The 14,121-nt window shown below is 73.2% G+C and carries 13 protein-coding genes; 3 read left to right on the top strand and 10 right to left on the bottom strand.

The window, feature by feature from the left end:
• Nucleotides 1-670 precede the first annotated feature (670 nt).
• Nucleotides 671-1,669, top strand: coding sequence for a tryptophan--tRNA ligase (gene trpS / locus ACS04_RS10955; RefSeq protein WP_048476371.1), 999 nt, complete (start codon nucleotides 671-673; stop codon nucleotides 1,667-1,669).
• 56 nt (nucleotides 1,670-1,725) lie between these two features.
• Here the strand turns inward: trpS and proC are convergent, their stop codons facing one another.
• The 5 genes from proC to ACS04_RS10930 all read right to left on the bottom strand — a co-directional run bounded on the left by proC (nucleotide 1,726) and on the right by ACS04_RS10930 (nucleotide 5,291).
• On the bottom strand, nucleotides 1,726-2,535 hold the full coding sequence (proC, locus tag ACS04_RS10950; RefSeq protein WP_048476370.1) for a pyrroline-5-carboxylate reductase: 810 nt from the start codon (nucleotides 2,533-2,535) through the stop codon (nucleotides 1,726-1,728).
• A gap of 132 nt (nucleotides 2,536-2,667) precedes the next feature.
• Complete coding sequence (locus tag ACS04_RS10945; protein WP_048476369.1) at nucleotides 2,668-3,405, bottom strand: ABC transporter permease; 738 nt, start codon at nucleotides 3,403-3,405, stop codon at nucleotides 2,668-2,670.
• The gene (locus ACS04_RS10940) at nucleotides 3,402-4,280 is read right to left on the bottom strand and encodes an ABC transporter ATP-binding protein (protein ID WP_048476368.1); all 879 of its coding nucleotides are present in this window, start codon (nucleotides 4,278-4,280) and stop codon (nucleotides 3,402-3,404) included. Before ACS04_RS10940 ends, ACS04_RS10945 begins: the two co-directional genes overlap by 4 nt.
• A gap of 65 nt (nucleotides 4,281-4,345) precedes the next feature.
• A complete protein-coding gene (locus tag ACS04_RS10935) occupies nucleotides 4,346-4,909 on the bottom strand; it encodes a hypothetical protein (protein ID WP_078864629.1) in 564 nt (187 codons plus the stop codon).
• Nucleotides 4,910-4,988: 79 nt separating this feature from the next.
• Nucleotides 4,989-5,291 carry an SH3 domain-containing protein gene (locus tag ACS04_RS10930; protein WP_048476367.1) on the bottom strand — a complete coding sequence of 101 codons (303 nt, stop codon included), beginning with the start codon at nucleotides 5,289-5,291 and terminating at the stop codon, nucleotides 4,989-4,991.
• 130 nt (nucleotides 5,292-5,421) lie between these two features.
• Here ACS04_RS10930 and ACS04_RS10925 point away from each other — a divergent pair, with 130 nt between their 5' ends.
• Complete coding sequence (locus tag ACS04_RS10925; RefSeq protein ID WP_280920989.1) at nucleotides 5,422-7,569, top strand: serine/threonine-protein kinase; 2,148 nt, start codon at nucleotides 5,422-5,424, stop codon at nucleotides 7,567-7,569.
• A 137-nt stretch (nucleotides 7,570-7,706) separates the two neighbouring features.
• On the opposite strand, the gene ilvD is transcribed toward ACS04_RS10925, so the two are convergent.
• The 4 genes from ilvD to ACS04_RS10905 all read right to left on the bottom strand — a co-directional run bounded on the left by ilvD (nucleotide 7,707) and on the right by ACS04_RS10905 (nucleotide 12,244).
• Nucleotides 7,707-9,560 (bottom strand): dihydroxy-acid dehydratase, encoded by a 1,854-nt coding sequence (gene ilvD / locus ACS04_RS10920; RefSeq protein WP_048476365.1) that lies wholly within the window; start codon nucleotides 9,558-9,560, stop codon nucleotides 7,707-7,709.
• Between the two features lie 136 nt (nucleotides 9,561-9,696).
• Entirely contained in the window at nucleotides 9,697-10,314 is a 618-nt protein-coding gene (locus tag ACS04_RS10915; RefSeq protein ID WP_048476364.1) for a TetR/AcrR family transcriptional regulator, read from the bottom strand.
• Nucleotides 10,311-11,147, bottom strand: a complete 837-nt coding sequence (locus tag ACS04_RS10910; RefSeq protein WP_048476372.1) for a sugar phosphate isomerase/epimerase family protein — start codon at nucleotides 11,145-11,147, stop codon at nucleotides 10,311-10,313. The genes ACS04_RS10915 and ACS04_RS10910 overlap by 4 nt, the downstream gene beginning before the upstream one ends.
• A 167-nt stretch (nucleotides 11,148-11,314) precedes the next feature.
• On the bottom strand, nucleotides 11,315-12,244 hold the full coding sequence (locus ACS04_RS10905; protein WP_048476363.1) for a Ppx/GppA family phosphatase: 930 nt from the start codon (nucleotides 12,242-12,244) through the stop codon (nucleotides 11,315-11,317).
• A gap of 63 nt (nucleotides 12,245-12,307) precedes the next feature.
• Here ACS04_RS10905 and ACS04_RS10900 point away from each other — a divergent pair, with 63 nt between their 5' ends.
• Nucleotides 12,308-13,153, top strand: coding sequence for a DUF3109 family protein (locus ACS04_RS10900; protein WP_048476362.1), 846 nt, complete (start codon nucleotides 12,308-12,310; stop codon nucleotides 13,151-13,153).
• A 40-nt stretch (nucleotides 13,154-13,193) separates the two neighbouring features.
• Here the strand turns inward: ACS04_RS10900 and ACS04_RS10895 are convergent.
• Nucleotides 13,194-14,121 (bottom strand): BACON domain-containing protein (locus tag ACS04_RS10895; RefSeq protein WP_048476361.1); only part of this gene is annotated, 928 nt, incomplete at its 5' end.

Genomic DNA, 14,121 nt, shown 5'->3' with positions numbered 1-14,121 from the left:
CAAGGAACGGACGCTTCCTTCGTACTCACCCTCTCGGGCTTTCCTCCGGGCTTTCGTTCTTCGTTCTTGCGTTTCCGACTCTATCAGAGTCAGTCCCGCCTGCTTTCCAGGTCCTTCGCTTTCGCGCTTTCCCTTTCCGGCGATTCCGACTCTATCAGATCCTTTCGGGCCTGACTCCCAGTCAGCGGGTTTCGCTGCGCGGGCTGTTGGGCCCTTGCGGCGAGTGAGACAGTAGCGGATTCCTTGCCGCCGAACCTAATCGGTGGCCGCGTCCGTGGACACGGATTCCTCATTCGCAAATACGCATGAAAACGAGACGACACAGTGGGTCGTTCGTTCGAATGTGTAGTGCGGAATGGCTGTCCGGGGACCGACCGGGGTCTGTGCTCACGTCGGACAACTCGAAGAACCTTACGGACGACGGACACCCGTGTCAACCCCGGGACAGGGGGCGCCCGAAGAGCTAGCCTTGCCCCCATGACTACGCATGCGCTCACGTCCAGCCTTCGCTGGTGGGCCGCCTGACGGCGGCCGACCCACACGCGAGCACGCATGCGCTCACGGCCGCCGCTTCCGGCGGCCGTTTCTGTTTCTCCCCTCCCGGGAGTGGCTCGGTCGCCCGACGCGGCGGTCCCGACACGGACACCAGCCACGAACAGGGAGACAGGACATGACGAGGATCTTCAGCGGGATCAAGCCGACCGGGCACCTGACGCTGGGGAACTACCTGGGGGCCCTGCGGCAGTGGGTCGCGGCCGAGCAGCAGCCGGACGAGGCGCTGTTCTGCGTCGTGGACCTCCACGCGCTGACCGTCGAGCACGATCCCGCACGGGTGCGCCGGCTCAGCAGGCAGGTGGCGACGCTGTTCCTCGCCTCCGGGCTGGACCCGCGGAAGTGCACCCTGTTCATGCAGAGCCACGTCGACGAGCACACCCGCCTCTCGTACGTCCTCGAATGCACCGCCACCGACGGCGAGATGCGCCGGATGATCCAGTACAAGGAGAAGTCCGCCCGGGCGCAGGCGTCCGGGGAGGGCGTACGGCTGTCCCTCCTGACGTATCCCGTGCTGATGGCCGCCGACATCCTCGCCTACGACACCGAGGAGGTCCCGGTGGGTGAGGATCAGCGCCAGCACGTGGAGCTGGCCCGGGATCTGGCGGTGCGGTTCAACCAGCGCTACGGGCACACGTTCACGGTGCCGAAGGTGACGCTGCCGAAGGTCGCCGCACGCGTCATGGACCTTCAGGAGCCCACGTCGAAGATGGGGAAGTCCGGCGGGGCCGGGCCCGGGGTGGTGTTCATGCTGGACGAGCCCGGGGTGATCCGCAAGAAGGTCATGAGGGCGGTGACCGACAGCGGGGACGGCGGTGTCGTCTACGACCGGGAGGCGCGGCCCGGGGTCGCGAACCTGCTGGACGTGCTGGCCGCCTGTACCGGCGGGGATCCGGCCGCGCTCGCGGAGCAGTACAGCGGGTACGGGGCGCTCAAGCGGGACGTCGCCGACGCGGTGGTGGAGCTGCTGCGGCCGGTGCAGGAGCGGCACGCCGAGCTGGCGGCCGATCCTGCGGCGGTGGAGAAGGTGCTGCGGGAGGGGGCCGGGCGGGCGCGGGCCCTGGCACGGCCGGTCGTGGACCGGGCCTACCGGGCCATCGGGCTGCTGGAGCCCTGAAGGGGACCGGGTCGTACGGGCCCGCGCTCGCGCGACTCCCGTACGACCGGTCTGCGTCAGCTGTTGCCGGAGGCCAGTTCGCGGCTGCGGTCGCGGGCCGCTTCGAGGGCCGCGATCAGGGCGGCCCGTACGCCGTGGCGTTCGAGCTCGACGATCGCGTTGATGGTGGTGCCGGCCGGGGAGGTGACGGCCTCGCGGAGCTTGACCGGGTGCTCGCCGCTGTCCCGGAGCATCACCGCGGCGCCGATGGCGGCCTGCACGATGAGGTCGTGCGCCTGAGCGCGGGGCAGGCCGAGGAGGATGCCGGCGTCGGTCATGGCCTCGACGAGGAAGTAGAAGTAGGCGGGTCCGGAGCCGGAGAGGGCGGTGGCGGCGTCCTGCTGCGATTCGGGGACGCGCAGGGTCTTGCCGACACCGCCGAAGATCTCCTCGGTGTGGGCGAGGTGTGCGGCGGTGGCGTGGCTGCCGGCCGAGATGACGGACATGGCCTCGTCGACGAGGGCGGGGGTGTTCGTCATGACACGGACGACGGGGGTGCCGGAGGCGAGCCGCTCCTCGAAGAAGGAGGTGGGGATGCCGGCGGCGCCGCTGATGACCAGCCGGTCGGCGGGGACGTGCGGGGCGAGCTCTTCCAGGAGCTTGCCCATGTCCTGCGGCTTGACGGTGAGGATGAGGGTGTCCGCGCGCTTGGCGGCTTCGGCGTTGCCGACGGCCTCGACGCCGTAACGGGAGCGGAGCTCCTCCGCGCGTTCGGGGCGGCGGGCGGTGACGAGGAGCTTGGAGGCGGGCCAACCGCCGCGGATCATTCCGCTGAGCAGCGCCTCACCGATCTTGCCGGTACCGAGGACCGCGACTGTCTGGGTCATGCCCGATTCACCTCGCCGAACTTTCTTGCACGTGTGCTGCCTTCTCCCTCCTCATCCTTGCACCCGGGCGCGTGGCGGCGAGGCGGTGTCCGCAGTGCGGTCAGGCTCCGTGGCGCTCGGGCGCCGTGGCGGTCACGGCGTACGGCGCCGGAGGGTGGCCGCGCCCAGGGCGAGCACGAGCAGTGCGCAGGCGGCCACGATGACGGCGTCGCGCACGAAGTCGGCGGTCATGTCGGTGTGGGTGAGGACCTGGGTCATGCCGTCGACGGCGTACGACATCGGCAGCACGTCCGAGATGCCTTCGAGGACGGGCTGCATGGTGTCGCGCGCCGCGAACAGGCCGCACAGCAGGAGCTGCGGGAAGATCACGGCCGGCATGAACTGGACGGCCTGGAACTCGGACGCGGCGAAGGCGGAGACGAACAGGCCGAGGGCCGTGCCGAGGAGCGCGTCGAGCAGGGCGACGAGCAGGAGCAGCCAGGGCGAGCCGACGACGTCGAGGCCGAGGAGCCAGAGGGCGAGGCCGGTGGCGAGGAGGGACTGGACGACGGCGACGGCCCCGAAGGCGAGGGCGTAGCCGGCGATGAGGTCGCCCTTGCCCAGCGGCATGGCGAGGAGGCGTTCGAGGGTGCCGGAGGTGCGCTCGCGCAGGGTGGCGATCGAGGTCACCAGGAACATGGTGATGAGGGGGAAGATCCCGAGGAGGGATGCGCCGATGCTGTCGAAGGTCCGCGGGCTGCCGTCGAAGACGAAGCGCAGCAGCGTCAGCATCAGTACGGGGACCAGGAGCATCAGCGCGATGGAGCGCGGGTCGTGGCGGAGCTGGCGCAGGACGCGGGCGGCGGTGGCGGTGGTGCGGGCGGCGCTCATCGGGTGACCTCGGACTTCGCGTCGGCGCCGGCGTCGGCAAGGGCGTCGGCATGGGTGTGGGCGTTCGCGGTGGCGTTGGCCTCGTCGACGAGGCGCAGGAAGCCCTCCTCGACGGTGGCGGAGCGCGTACGGGTGCGCAGGGCGTCGGGTGTGTCCTGGGCGAGGATGCGGCCCTCGCGCATGAGGAGCAGGTCGTGGCAGCGCTCCGCCTCGTCCATGACGTGGGAGGAGACGAGGATCGTGGCGCCGCGGGTGGCGGCGATGTCGTGGAAGAGGTTCCACAGGTCCCGGCGCAGGACGGGGTCGAGGCCGACGGTGGGCTCGTCGAGTACGAGGAGCTCGGGGGTGCCGAGGAGCGCGACGGCGAGGGAGACGCGGCTGCGCTGGCCGCCGGAGAGGTTCCCGGCGAGGGCGCCGGCGCGGCTGGTGAGGTCGACGTCGGCGATGGCGCGGGTGACCGTGTCGCGGCGGCGGTCGGCCGCGGCGCGGCCGGGGTGGAGGACGGCGGCGAAGTAGTCCAGGTTCTGGCGGACGGTGAGGTCGTCGTAGACGGACGGGGCCTGGGTGACGTAGCCGATCCGGGAGCGGAGTCCGGGGTGGCCGGCGGGGCGGCCGAGGACGTCGAGGGTGCCGGTGACGTGGGCCTGGGTGCCGACGATGGAGCGCATGAGGGTGGACTTGCCGCAGCCGGAGGGGCCGAGGAGACCGGTGATGCGGCCGCGGGGGACGTCGAAGGCGATGGAGTCGATGACGGTGCGGGGGCTGCGGCCGGTGCCTCGGCGGACGGTGAGCCCGCGGGCGTGGACGGCGGGCGGGGCGGGCGCGGCGGGCGGGGCGGAATCGTCGGGCGGCGGCGCCTGCGGGTTATTCATCATGTGATGAATAATGCTCCTGGCGGTGCCGGGGCGTCAACAGGAAGGCTTCTGCGAAGGGGCGGCCGCTACTTCTTGCGCTTGGCGCGGCGCGCGGCCGGGTTGCCCGTACGGGCGCTGCGGCGGCGGGCGAACTCGGCGGTGGCGCGCTCGTACTCGGCCCGCCGCAGCTTCTCGCCGGGGGCTTCGACGAAGCAGCGCAGGAAGTACGCGATGAGGGAGCCGATGAAACCGATCGCCTTCAGGCCCTTGAGGGCGGCCTCGTCGGAGGAGGGGGCCGGGCGGCGGCCGTAGGAGTCCCAGGTCTTCACGAAGGCGATGGCGCTGGCGATCGCGAAGAGGACGACGACGGAGATGCTGAGGAACGGGCCGACGTTGCCGATCTCCAGCCCCTCGTAGGAGAGGCGGAGCAGCATGGCCGCGGCCACGGCCGTGATGAGCGAGCCGGCGCCGACGGCGGCGCGGCGCAGGGCGTAGCCGCCGTCGTGGTGCACCCAGGTGGTGCCGAAGTACCGGATCGGCTCGGGCTCGGGCCCGGTGGGAGCCGGCGCCGCCGGGGTCCGCCCGGCGGGGGCCTGCCCGGCGGGGGCCGGCTCGGCGGGGGTCAGGTCTCGCTGGTCGTCGTCGCTCACACCGGCGATTATCCCCCGCCGGGCCGGGCGGGCCGGGAGCGTCTCACGTGGCAGACGGGCGGCCGCCCCGGACCGGGGATCAGCTGCAGCGGTTGGCCACGTAGCCGTCGCTGCCGGTCTTCACGTACGCGTCGGAGACGAAGCGGCCGTTGCCGATGCAGTCCCAGATGTCCGACGTGCCGTACGGGCCAGAGACGGTGGTGCCGTCGCACTGGCAGCGGATCCCGACGGTCGCCCCGTACGGCAGGGTGTCGACGATCGCGTAGTTCGTCCCCGGGCCGCTGCGGACGTTCACGCGGTAGCCCGGAGCGACGGGAAACGTCGGGAATCCCGAGCCGCCGGAGAGGCTCTGGACTTGGCTGGAATCGTTCTCCACGGACATGTTGAAATCTCCCCCCATGGGTGTTGCCGTGCGCAACTCGCGCAGGGTAGCAGCACCCTTGGAGATTCGTACGGCCCATCGACTAGGCTCCGGCGGGGGTGGTTGAGCGGTGCATTCGCTGCGCGCGGACGTGGGCTTTCCTGAGTACGCCGGCCAGTACCGGCTGGAATCGGTGCTCGGGTCCGGCGGGATGGGCGTCGTCCATCTGGCCACCTCCGGCTCGGGGCTGAAACTCGCCGTCAAGATCGTGCATGCCGAGCATGCCGTCGATCCGGAGTTCCGCGCCCGGTTCCGGCAGGAGGTCGCCGCCGCCCGGCAGGTGAGCGGAGCGTTCACCGCGCCCGTCGTGGACGCCGACCCGGATGCCGAACGGCCGTGGATGGCCACCCTGTTCATCGACGCCCCGACGCTGGCCGAGCGCGTACGGGAGCGGGTGCTGGACCCGGCCGAGCTGGCCCGGCTCGCCGCCGGGCTGGCGGAGGCGCTGCGGGACATCCACCGGGTGGGGGTGGTCCACCGGGACCTGAAGCCCAGCAACGTGCTGATGGCCCCCGACGGGGTCCGCGTCATCGACTTCGGCATCTCGCGGCCGGCGGACAGCGATCTGCGGACCGAGACGGGGAAGCTGATCGGGACGCCGCCGTACATGGCGCCGGAGCAGTTCCAGCGGCCGCGGGAGGTGGGTTCGGCGGCGGACGTGTTCGCGCTGGGCGCCGTGCTCGTGCACGCGGCCACGGGGCACGGGCCGTTCGACTCCGACAGCCACTACCTGGTGGCGTACCAGGTCGTGCACGCCGAGCCCGATCTGAGCGGGCTGCCGGAGCGGCTCGTACCGGTGGTGGCGCGGTGCCTGGCGAAGGACCCGGCGGACCGGCCCACCGCGGAGCAGCTGATCGCGGAGATGCGGGCGCTGGCGTACCGGACCTCCGAGGACACGCAGGCGTTCGTCGCCCCGCCCCGGCGGCCGGTCGAGGAGGTCACGCACGCGAGGGAGCGGATCCCCGTGGCGGAGCCCGCCGGCGCCCGCCCGGGGCGGCGCCGGGCCCGGGCGGTGGTGGCGGCCTCGGTCGGGCTGCTGCTGGCGGGCGGGGCCGTGGGCGGGTACCTGCGCTTCGGAGCGGGTGGCGGGGCGCCGGGGCAGGGTGCGGGGGAGGCGGACGGGACGAAGGCCGCGGCTGCCGCCGCGGCGAAGCCGTTCGTACCGTGGACGGTCTCGCTGGGCGAGCCGGGGACGGGCAACCGGACGGGCTCCTGCTCGTGGGGGGAGGCGGCGGCCGCGCTGTACTGCGCGGGGCCGGGGGTGGCCGTGGCGCGGCTCGATCCGGCGAACGGATCGCTCGTGTGGTCGCTGAAGGCGGCTGCGGCCGGCACCCGTACGGCGGGCGACAGCGCGCCGCTGCACGCGGGCGGGCTGGTGCTCGTGGCCGAACCGGGCGCCGGGACGCTGCGGGCGCTGGATCCGGGGACGGGCGCCGAGCGCTGGCAGCGGAAGCTGGCGGACGGGACGCGGGCGGTGGCGGCGGGCGCGCAGGTGCTGCTCGCACCGCCGAACGGGAACGTGACGGCGCTGGACGCCGCGAGTGGCGCGCCGCGGTGGACGAAGCAGCTCGGCGGGGTCGGTTCGGTCTGGTGGGGCGGCGGCGCCGCGGCGGGTGGCGGCCCCGCGGCGGGTGGCGGCCCCCTCGTGTACGTGTCCACGCCGGACAGCGGTGGCGGGAGCTCGCAGCTGCTGGCGGTGGATCCGGCGAGCGGGACGGTGCACTGGCAGCTGCGGACGGCGGGGCGGCTGCGGCCGGTCGGCGCCGCCCGGGACGGGCTCTGCCTGCTGGACACCGACGCGGACGGCAGGACGGGCGCGGTGGTCCGGGTGGACGCGGCGACGCAGGCGGTACGGCGGGTCCGGCTGTCGGTGCCGCTGTTCGACGCGGAGGCGGCGGTGGGCGCGGACGGCGTCACGTACGCCGTAGGGGCCACGGGCGCGCTGATCGCGGTCGGCGCGGAGCGGGAGCAGTGGCGGCTGGAGACGGGCCTGTCCGCGGCCTCGCGCCCGGTGGCGGCCGACGGCCGGATCCTCCTGACCGCGCCGGACGGGCGGCTGCTGGCGGTGGACGCCGGGAGCGGCCGGCTGGTGGGCCAGACACGGTCGCGCCCGACCGACGGCCGCGCCGGCTTCACGGCGACGCTTGCGGCACCGGTCCCGGCCGGAGACCGCGTCTACGGAACGTCCCCCGACGGCTCCATCTTCGCGGTCGACGCGACGGACCCGACGCGCTGGTGAGCGAGGCCGGGCCCGCCGGGGCCCACCCCGCCAGGGGCTCCCGCCGGGGCCGCCCCGCCGGGACCCACCCCGCCAGGGGCTCCCGGCGGGGTCGGCAGGGGGTGCGGCCTGCGGCCGAGTGAATCGGGTGAACGCCGTCAGACGCCCAGCTTCGACACGTCGCGGACCGCACCCTTGTCGGCGCTCGTCGCCATCGCCGCGTACGCGCGCAGCGCCGCCGAGACCTTGCGTTCACGGTTCTTCGGGGCGTAGACCCCGCCGAGGGCGGCATGGCGGGCGGCCAGCGTGGCCTCGTCCACCAGCAGCTCGATCGACCGGTTCGGGATGTCGATCCGGATGCGGTCCCCGTCCTCGACGACGGCGATGTCGCCGCCCGAGGCCGCCTCCGGGGAGGCGTGGCCGATGGACAGGCCCGAGGTGCCGCCGGAGAAGCGGCCGTCCGTGACCAGCGCGCACACCTTGCCGAGCCCGCGCCCCTTGAGGAAGGACGTCGGGTAGAGCATCTCCTGCATGCCGGGGCCGCCGCGCGGGCCCTCGTACCGGATGACGACGACGTCGCCCGCCTTGATCTCCTTGCGGAGGATCTTGTCGACCGCCTCGTCCTGCGATTCGCAGACGACCGCCGGGCCCTCGAAGGTCCAGATCGACTCGTCGACGCCCGCCGTCTTGACGACGCACCCGTCGACCGCGATGTTGCCGCGCAGCACCGCCAGTCCGCCGTCCTTGGAGTACGCGTGCTGCACCGACCGGATGCAGCCGCCCTCGGCGTCCAGGTCGAGGGTGTCCCAGCGCTCGGACTGCGAGAAGGCGGTGGCGGAGCGCACGCAGCCGGGGGCCGCGTGCCACAGCTCCATGGCCGTCTCGCTCGCCGTGCCGCTGCGGGCGTCCCACTTCGCCAGCCAGTCCTCCAGGTTCTCCGAGTGGACCGTCGTGACGTCCTTGTTCAGCAGCCCGCCGCGGTGCAGCTCGCCGAGGATGGCGGGGATGCCGCCGGCCCGGTGGATGTCCTCCATGTAGTACGTGCCGCCCGGCGCCACGTTCGGCGCGACCTTGGCCAGGCACGGGACCCGCCTCGACACCTCGTCGATGTCGGTGAGGTCGTACTCCAGGCCCGCCTCCTGCGCGGCGGCGAGCAGGTGCAGGATCGTGTTCGTCGAGCCGCCCATGGCGATGTCGAGGGCCATGGCGTTCTCGAAGGCCTGGCGGGTGGCGATGGAACGCGGCAGGACCGAGTGGTCGTCCTGCTCGTAGTACCGCTTGGTGATCTCGACGACCGTCCGGCCGGCGTCCTCGTACAGGGCGCGGCGGGCGGTGTGCGTGGCGAGGACCGAACCGTTGCCGGGGAGCGCGAGGCCGATGGCCTCGGCGAGGCAGTTCATGGAGTTGGCGGTGAACATGCCGCTGCACGACCCGCAGGTCGGACAGGCGTTCTCCTCGATGCGCAGCACGTCCTCGTCGGAGACGTTCTCGTTGGAGGCCTCGACCATCGCGTCGATCAGGTCCAGCTTGCGGACGGTGCCGTCGACGAGGACGGCCTGGCCGGCCTCCATCGGGCCGCCGGACACGAACACGACGGGGATGTTGAGGCGCATGGCGGCCATCAGCATGCCGGGCGTGATCTTGTCGCAGTTGGAGATGCAGATGAGCGCGTCGGCACAGTGGGCCTCGACCATGTACTCCACGCTGTCCGCGATCAGGTCGCGGGAGGGCAGGGAGTACAGCATGCCGCCGTGGCCCATGGCGATGCCGTCGTCGACCGCGATGGTGTTGAACTCGCGCGGGATCGCACCGGCGGCGCGGATCGCGTCGGAGACGATCCGGCCCACGGGGGCCAGGTGGGTGTGGCCGGGCACGAACTCCGTGAAGGAGTTGGCGACCGCGATGATCGGCTTCCCGATGTCCGCGCTCGCTACGCCCGACGCACGCATAAGGGCGCGTGCGCCCGCCATGTTGCGGCCGTGGGTGACGGTGCGGGACCTCAGCTCGGGCATCGGGTTCACTCCCCATGAGTACGGTGGCGTTCGCACGCCCGCCGCGACGGTGCATGACTGTGGATACGGCTCGGTTACGAGGCTACGCTCCTGGCCCGCGATGCGGACAGGTGGTCCGCATGTCGATACGGGCGGCTCATTCCTCGGTCAGATAGCGCTGGAGGGTGGGCGCGACGAGGACGACGATGTCCTCCGGATCCGCGGACGCGAGGGGCTCGACCTGGACCACGTACCGCAGGAGCGCGATGCCGATCATGTGGGAGGCGGCGAGCTCGGCGCGGAAGGTGGGGTCGGGGACGTCGAGGTCGGCCGCGACCCGCTCCAGGACCCGGCGCAGGACCAGCCGGCGCAGCACCGCCGCCGCGGCCTCGTGGGTGAGCGCTGAGCGTATGACGGCGAGGAGGGGCGCCCGGCTGACCGGGTTCTCCCAGATGCCCAGGAAGTAGCGGGCCAGCCGCTCCCCGATCCCTTCGGGGCCCTCCCCCACGATGGCGGGGACGACGAGGGCGGGCTCCATCGTCACCTCGATGGCGGCGGCGAAGAGGTCGTCCTTGCTGCCGAAGTAGTGGTGCACCAGGGCCGGGTCCACGCCGGCCACCTTCGCGACGCCGCGTACGGACGTCTTGTCGTACCCGCGCTCCGCGAACACCTCGCGGGCGGCGAGCCGGATGCGCTCCTGGGTGCCGGGGCCCTCGTCGGCCTCGTCCTGGCGGGGCCGGCCGGGCCCGCGGCGCGGCTTGGCGGGTTCCGTCATGGGCGCGGGGTCCTGACCGGGGAGCCGGTGGAACGGGTCGCGAGGTGCAGGCGGGTGAAGGCCAGGGCCTCGGCGAGGTCGGCCTCGCGCTCGGCGGAGGACATCGCGCGGCGGGTGTTGACCTCGATGACGACGTGCCCGTCGAAGGAGGTGCGGGCGAGGCGCTCCAGCAGCTCGGCGCACGGCTGCGTCCCCCGCCCCGGAACCAGGTGCTCGTCCTTCGCCGAACCGTTTCCGTCGGCGAGGTGCACGTGCGCCAGCCGGTCCCCCATGCGGTCGATCATGGCGGTGGCGTCCGTACGGGCGGTGGCGGTGTGCGAGAGATCGACGGTGAAGTGCCGGTAGTCGTCCTTCGTGACGTCCCAGTCGGGGGCGTACGCGAGCATCTCGCGGTCCCGGTAGCGCCACGGGTACATGTTCTCGACGGCGAACCGGACGTCGGTCTCGTCGGCCATCCGCCAGATGCCGCCGACGAAGTCCTTCGCGTACTGGCGCTGCCAGCGGAAGGGCGGGTGCACGACGACGGTGGAGGCCCCCAGCCGCTCGGCGGCGGACTGCGCCCGCTGGAGCTTGGTCCAGGGATCGGTGGACCACACGCGCTGCGTGATCAGCAGACAGGGGGCGTGCACGGCCAGGATCGGCACCTGGTGGTGGTCGGAGAGCCGGCGCAGGGCGTCGACGTCCTGGCTGACCGGATCCGTCCAGACCATCACCTCGACGCCGTCGTAGCCCAGGCGCGCGGCGATCTCGAACGCGGTCGCCGTCGACTCCGGGTAGACGGAGGCGGTGGAAAGGGCGACTTTCGCAGTCGGGATCCGAACGGGTTCTGCCACGGGGACAGGGTACGGGTCCCGGCCGTGAAGGACCGTGACGCCCACCACCCGGCCCCGGCCGGGAGGGTCCTGCCGTGCGGGCCCGGGCATCCGCGAGCGCGATGCCGGGGGCCCCGGACCCGTTCGCTGCCCGAGGGGACCGGTGCCGCAGGGCCCGACCCGTCGGCTCAGGACGGGAGGTGGTCCAGGCGGCGGAGGATCACGCCCTCCCGCAGGGCCCAGGGGCAGATTTCGAGTTCGTCGACGCCGAAGAGGTCCATCGCGCCCTCCGCGACCAGGGCTCCCGCCAGGAGCTGGGACGCGCGGCCGTCCGAGACGCCCGGGAGGGCGGCGCGCTGGGCCGTGGTCATCGCCGCCAGGCGCGGGACCCACTCCTCCAGGGACTTGCGGGTCAGGTCCCGCTGCACGTACAGCCCGTCCGCCGAGCGGGCCGCGCCCGCGATGCGGGCCAGCTGGCGGAACGTCTTCGATGTCGCCACCACGTGGTCCGGCGCCCCGAAGCGGCTGAACTCGCCGACCGTACGGGCGATCTGGGCCCGCGCGTGGCGCCGCAGGGCCCGTACGTCCGCCGGGTCCGGCGGGTCGCCCGGCAGCCAGCCCTTGGTGAGACGGCCCGCGCCCAGCGGCAGCGAGACCGCGGCGTCCGGGTCCTCGTCGATGCCGTACGCGATCTCCAGCGAGCCCCCGCCGATGTCGAGCACCAGCAGCTTGCCGGCGGACCAGCCGAACCAGCGCCGGGCGGCCAGGAACGTCAGCCGCGCCTCGTCCTCGCCGCTGAGAATCGGCAGGTCGACGCCCGTCTCGGCCAGCACCCGGGCCAGGACCTCGTCGGCGTTGGTGGCCTCCCGCACGGCGCTGGTCGCGAAGGGGACGACGTCCTCGCAGCCCTTGTCCTCGGCGGCCTGCGCCGCCCCGCCGATCACCGCGACGAGGTGCTCTATGCCCTCCGGGGTGACCGCTCCGCGCTCGTCGAGCAGCTCCGCGAGCCGCAGTTCCACCTTGTGCGAGTGCGCCGGCTGCGGGCGCGCGCCGGGGTGCGCGTCCACCACCAGGAGATGGATCGTGTTCGAACCCACATCAAGGACACCGAGTCTCATGGGAGGAAACGCTACTGTGCGGCTGGAGTATGGGTGGCGTAAGGGGCCCTTAGGCTTGGGTTTGTGCCAAATACGAAGAAGGCCAACCAGTCCGCCAAGGCGAAGAAGGCCAAGGCCTCCGCCAAAGCCCCCGTCGCATCCCCCCGTGATGACGAGAAGGGCCTCGACTTTCCCCGCGCCTGGGTGGAGTTCCCCGACCCGGCCGACGCCGAGCAGGTCTTCCGCTGCGACCTGACCTGGCTGACCTCCCGCTGGACGTGCATCTTCGGCAGCGGCTGCCAGGGCATCCAGGCCGGCCGGGCCTCGGACGGCTGCTGCACCCTCGGCGCCCACTTCTCGGACGAGGACGACGAGAAGCGGGTCGCCGAGAACGTGGCACGGCTGACTCCCGAGCTGTGGCAGTTCCACGACGTCGGCAGCGAGACCGGGTGGACGCAGAACGATGACGACGGGGAGAAGCAGACCCGCCGCTGGGAGGGCGCCTGCATCTTCCTGAACCGGCCCGGTTTCCCCGCCGGCGCGGGCTGCTCGCTGCACATCCTGGCCCTCAGGAGCGGCCAGGAGCCGCTGGAGACCAAGCCGGACGTGTGCTGGCAGCTGCCGATCCGCCGGACCTACGAGTGGATCGACCGGCCCGACGACACCCGCGTGCTCCAGGTGTCCATCGGCGAGTACGACCGGCGCGGCTGGGGTCCGGGCGGCCACGACCTGCACTGGTGGTGCACGTCGGCGACGTCCGCGCACGGCGCCGGCGAGCCGGTGTACGTGTCATACCGCCCCGAGCTGACCGAGCTCATGGGCAAGGAGGGGTACGAGGCCCTCGTCAAGCTCTGCGAGGCGCGGCTGTCCTCGCTGCTGCCCATGGCTCCGCACCCCGCCGACCCGCCGGCGGGCCCCGCCGCCCCGTAGCCGGAGGGAGTGACCGGGCCCGCGCCGAGACCGCCGGGGCCTACGAAGGCCCCGGTCCGCTCGGATCCGACGGCGGGCCAACCGTTCCTCCTGGTACCCCCGGCCCCCCTGACGCGCTCTCCGTCGGGGTCGGCGTCGGCGTGGGCGTCGGCGTCGGCGTGGGGCTCGGCGGCGCCGGGGTGTCCGTGGGCTTCGGCGTGGGCGTCGGGCTCGGCGGCGTCGGGTCCCCCGGCTCCGGCGGCGGGGTGGGCGCCGGACGGCCGCGGCCCTGGATGGAGACCACCGCGCCGCCCGGATCCACGCCGATCCGGGCGGACCAGGCACCGACCGGCTGGGCCTGCGCGTCCACGGTGATCCACACGATGAACGATTCGCCAGGGTCCAGGGTCCCCGCGCTCCTGCTCGCCCGCAGCCACGGCGCGTCGGACCACAGCTGCCAGTCCACGGGGGCCCCGCCGGAGGCGGTCAGCGTGAGCATGGTCGTGGCCCCGTGCGAGGAGGCGGCGACGGAGAGCCGCCCGGGATTCCCGGGCCGGCCGTCGGGGGTGGCGGGCGCCCCGGTGCTGATCACCTCCACCGATACGTCCGAGCCGTCCGGATCGGCCGCGCCCCGGGCGAAGCCGGGCTCGCCGGTGGTGTGCGCGGTGTTGCCGGCGTTCTCGTACGCGCGCAGCGGGCGGCCGTCCTGGCGCAGGGCCGGGAGCTCGGATTCGCTCGCGGAGATCCGGGCGGAGTCCGCGCCGCCGGGCTCGCCGGTCTCCGGGGCACCGCGGTACGCCGCCCACAGCGCGATCACCGGGGCCGCGACGACCGTGGCCACGACGGTCGTCGTCACGGCCCGGGCCCGCAGCCGGTCGCGGCGGGCGGCGCGGTCGCGGGGGTCCATCGGGAAACCGGTGCGGTCGAAGCGCGGGCCGGGGCGGCGCCCGCGCCGGCCGCCGGAGCGGACCATGGCCGCGCGGACGGCG

It is taken from the genome of Streptomyces roseus, assembly GCF_001044425.1.
GTDB lineage: Bacteria > Actinomycetota > Actinomycetes > Streptomycetales > Streptomycetaceae > Streptomyces > Streptomyces roseus.
The sequence above is the reverse complement of the archived record's forward strand: the minus strand, read 5'-3'. Positions and strand labels throughout refer to the sequence as shown.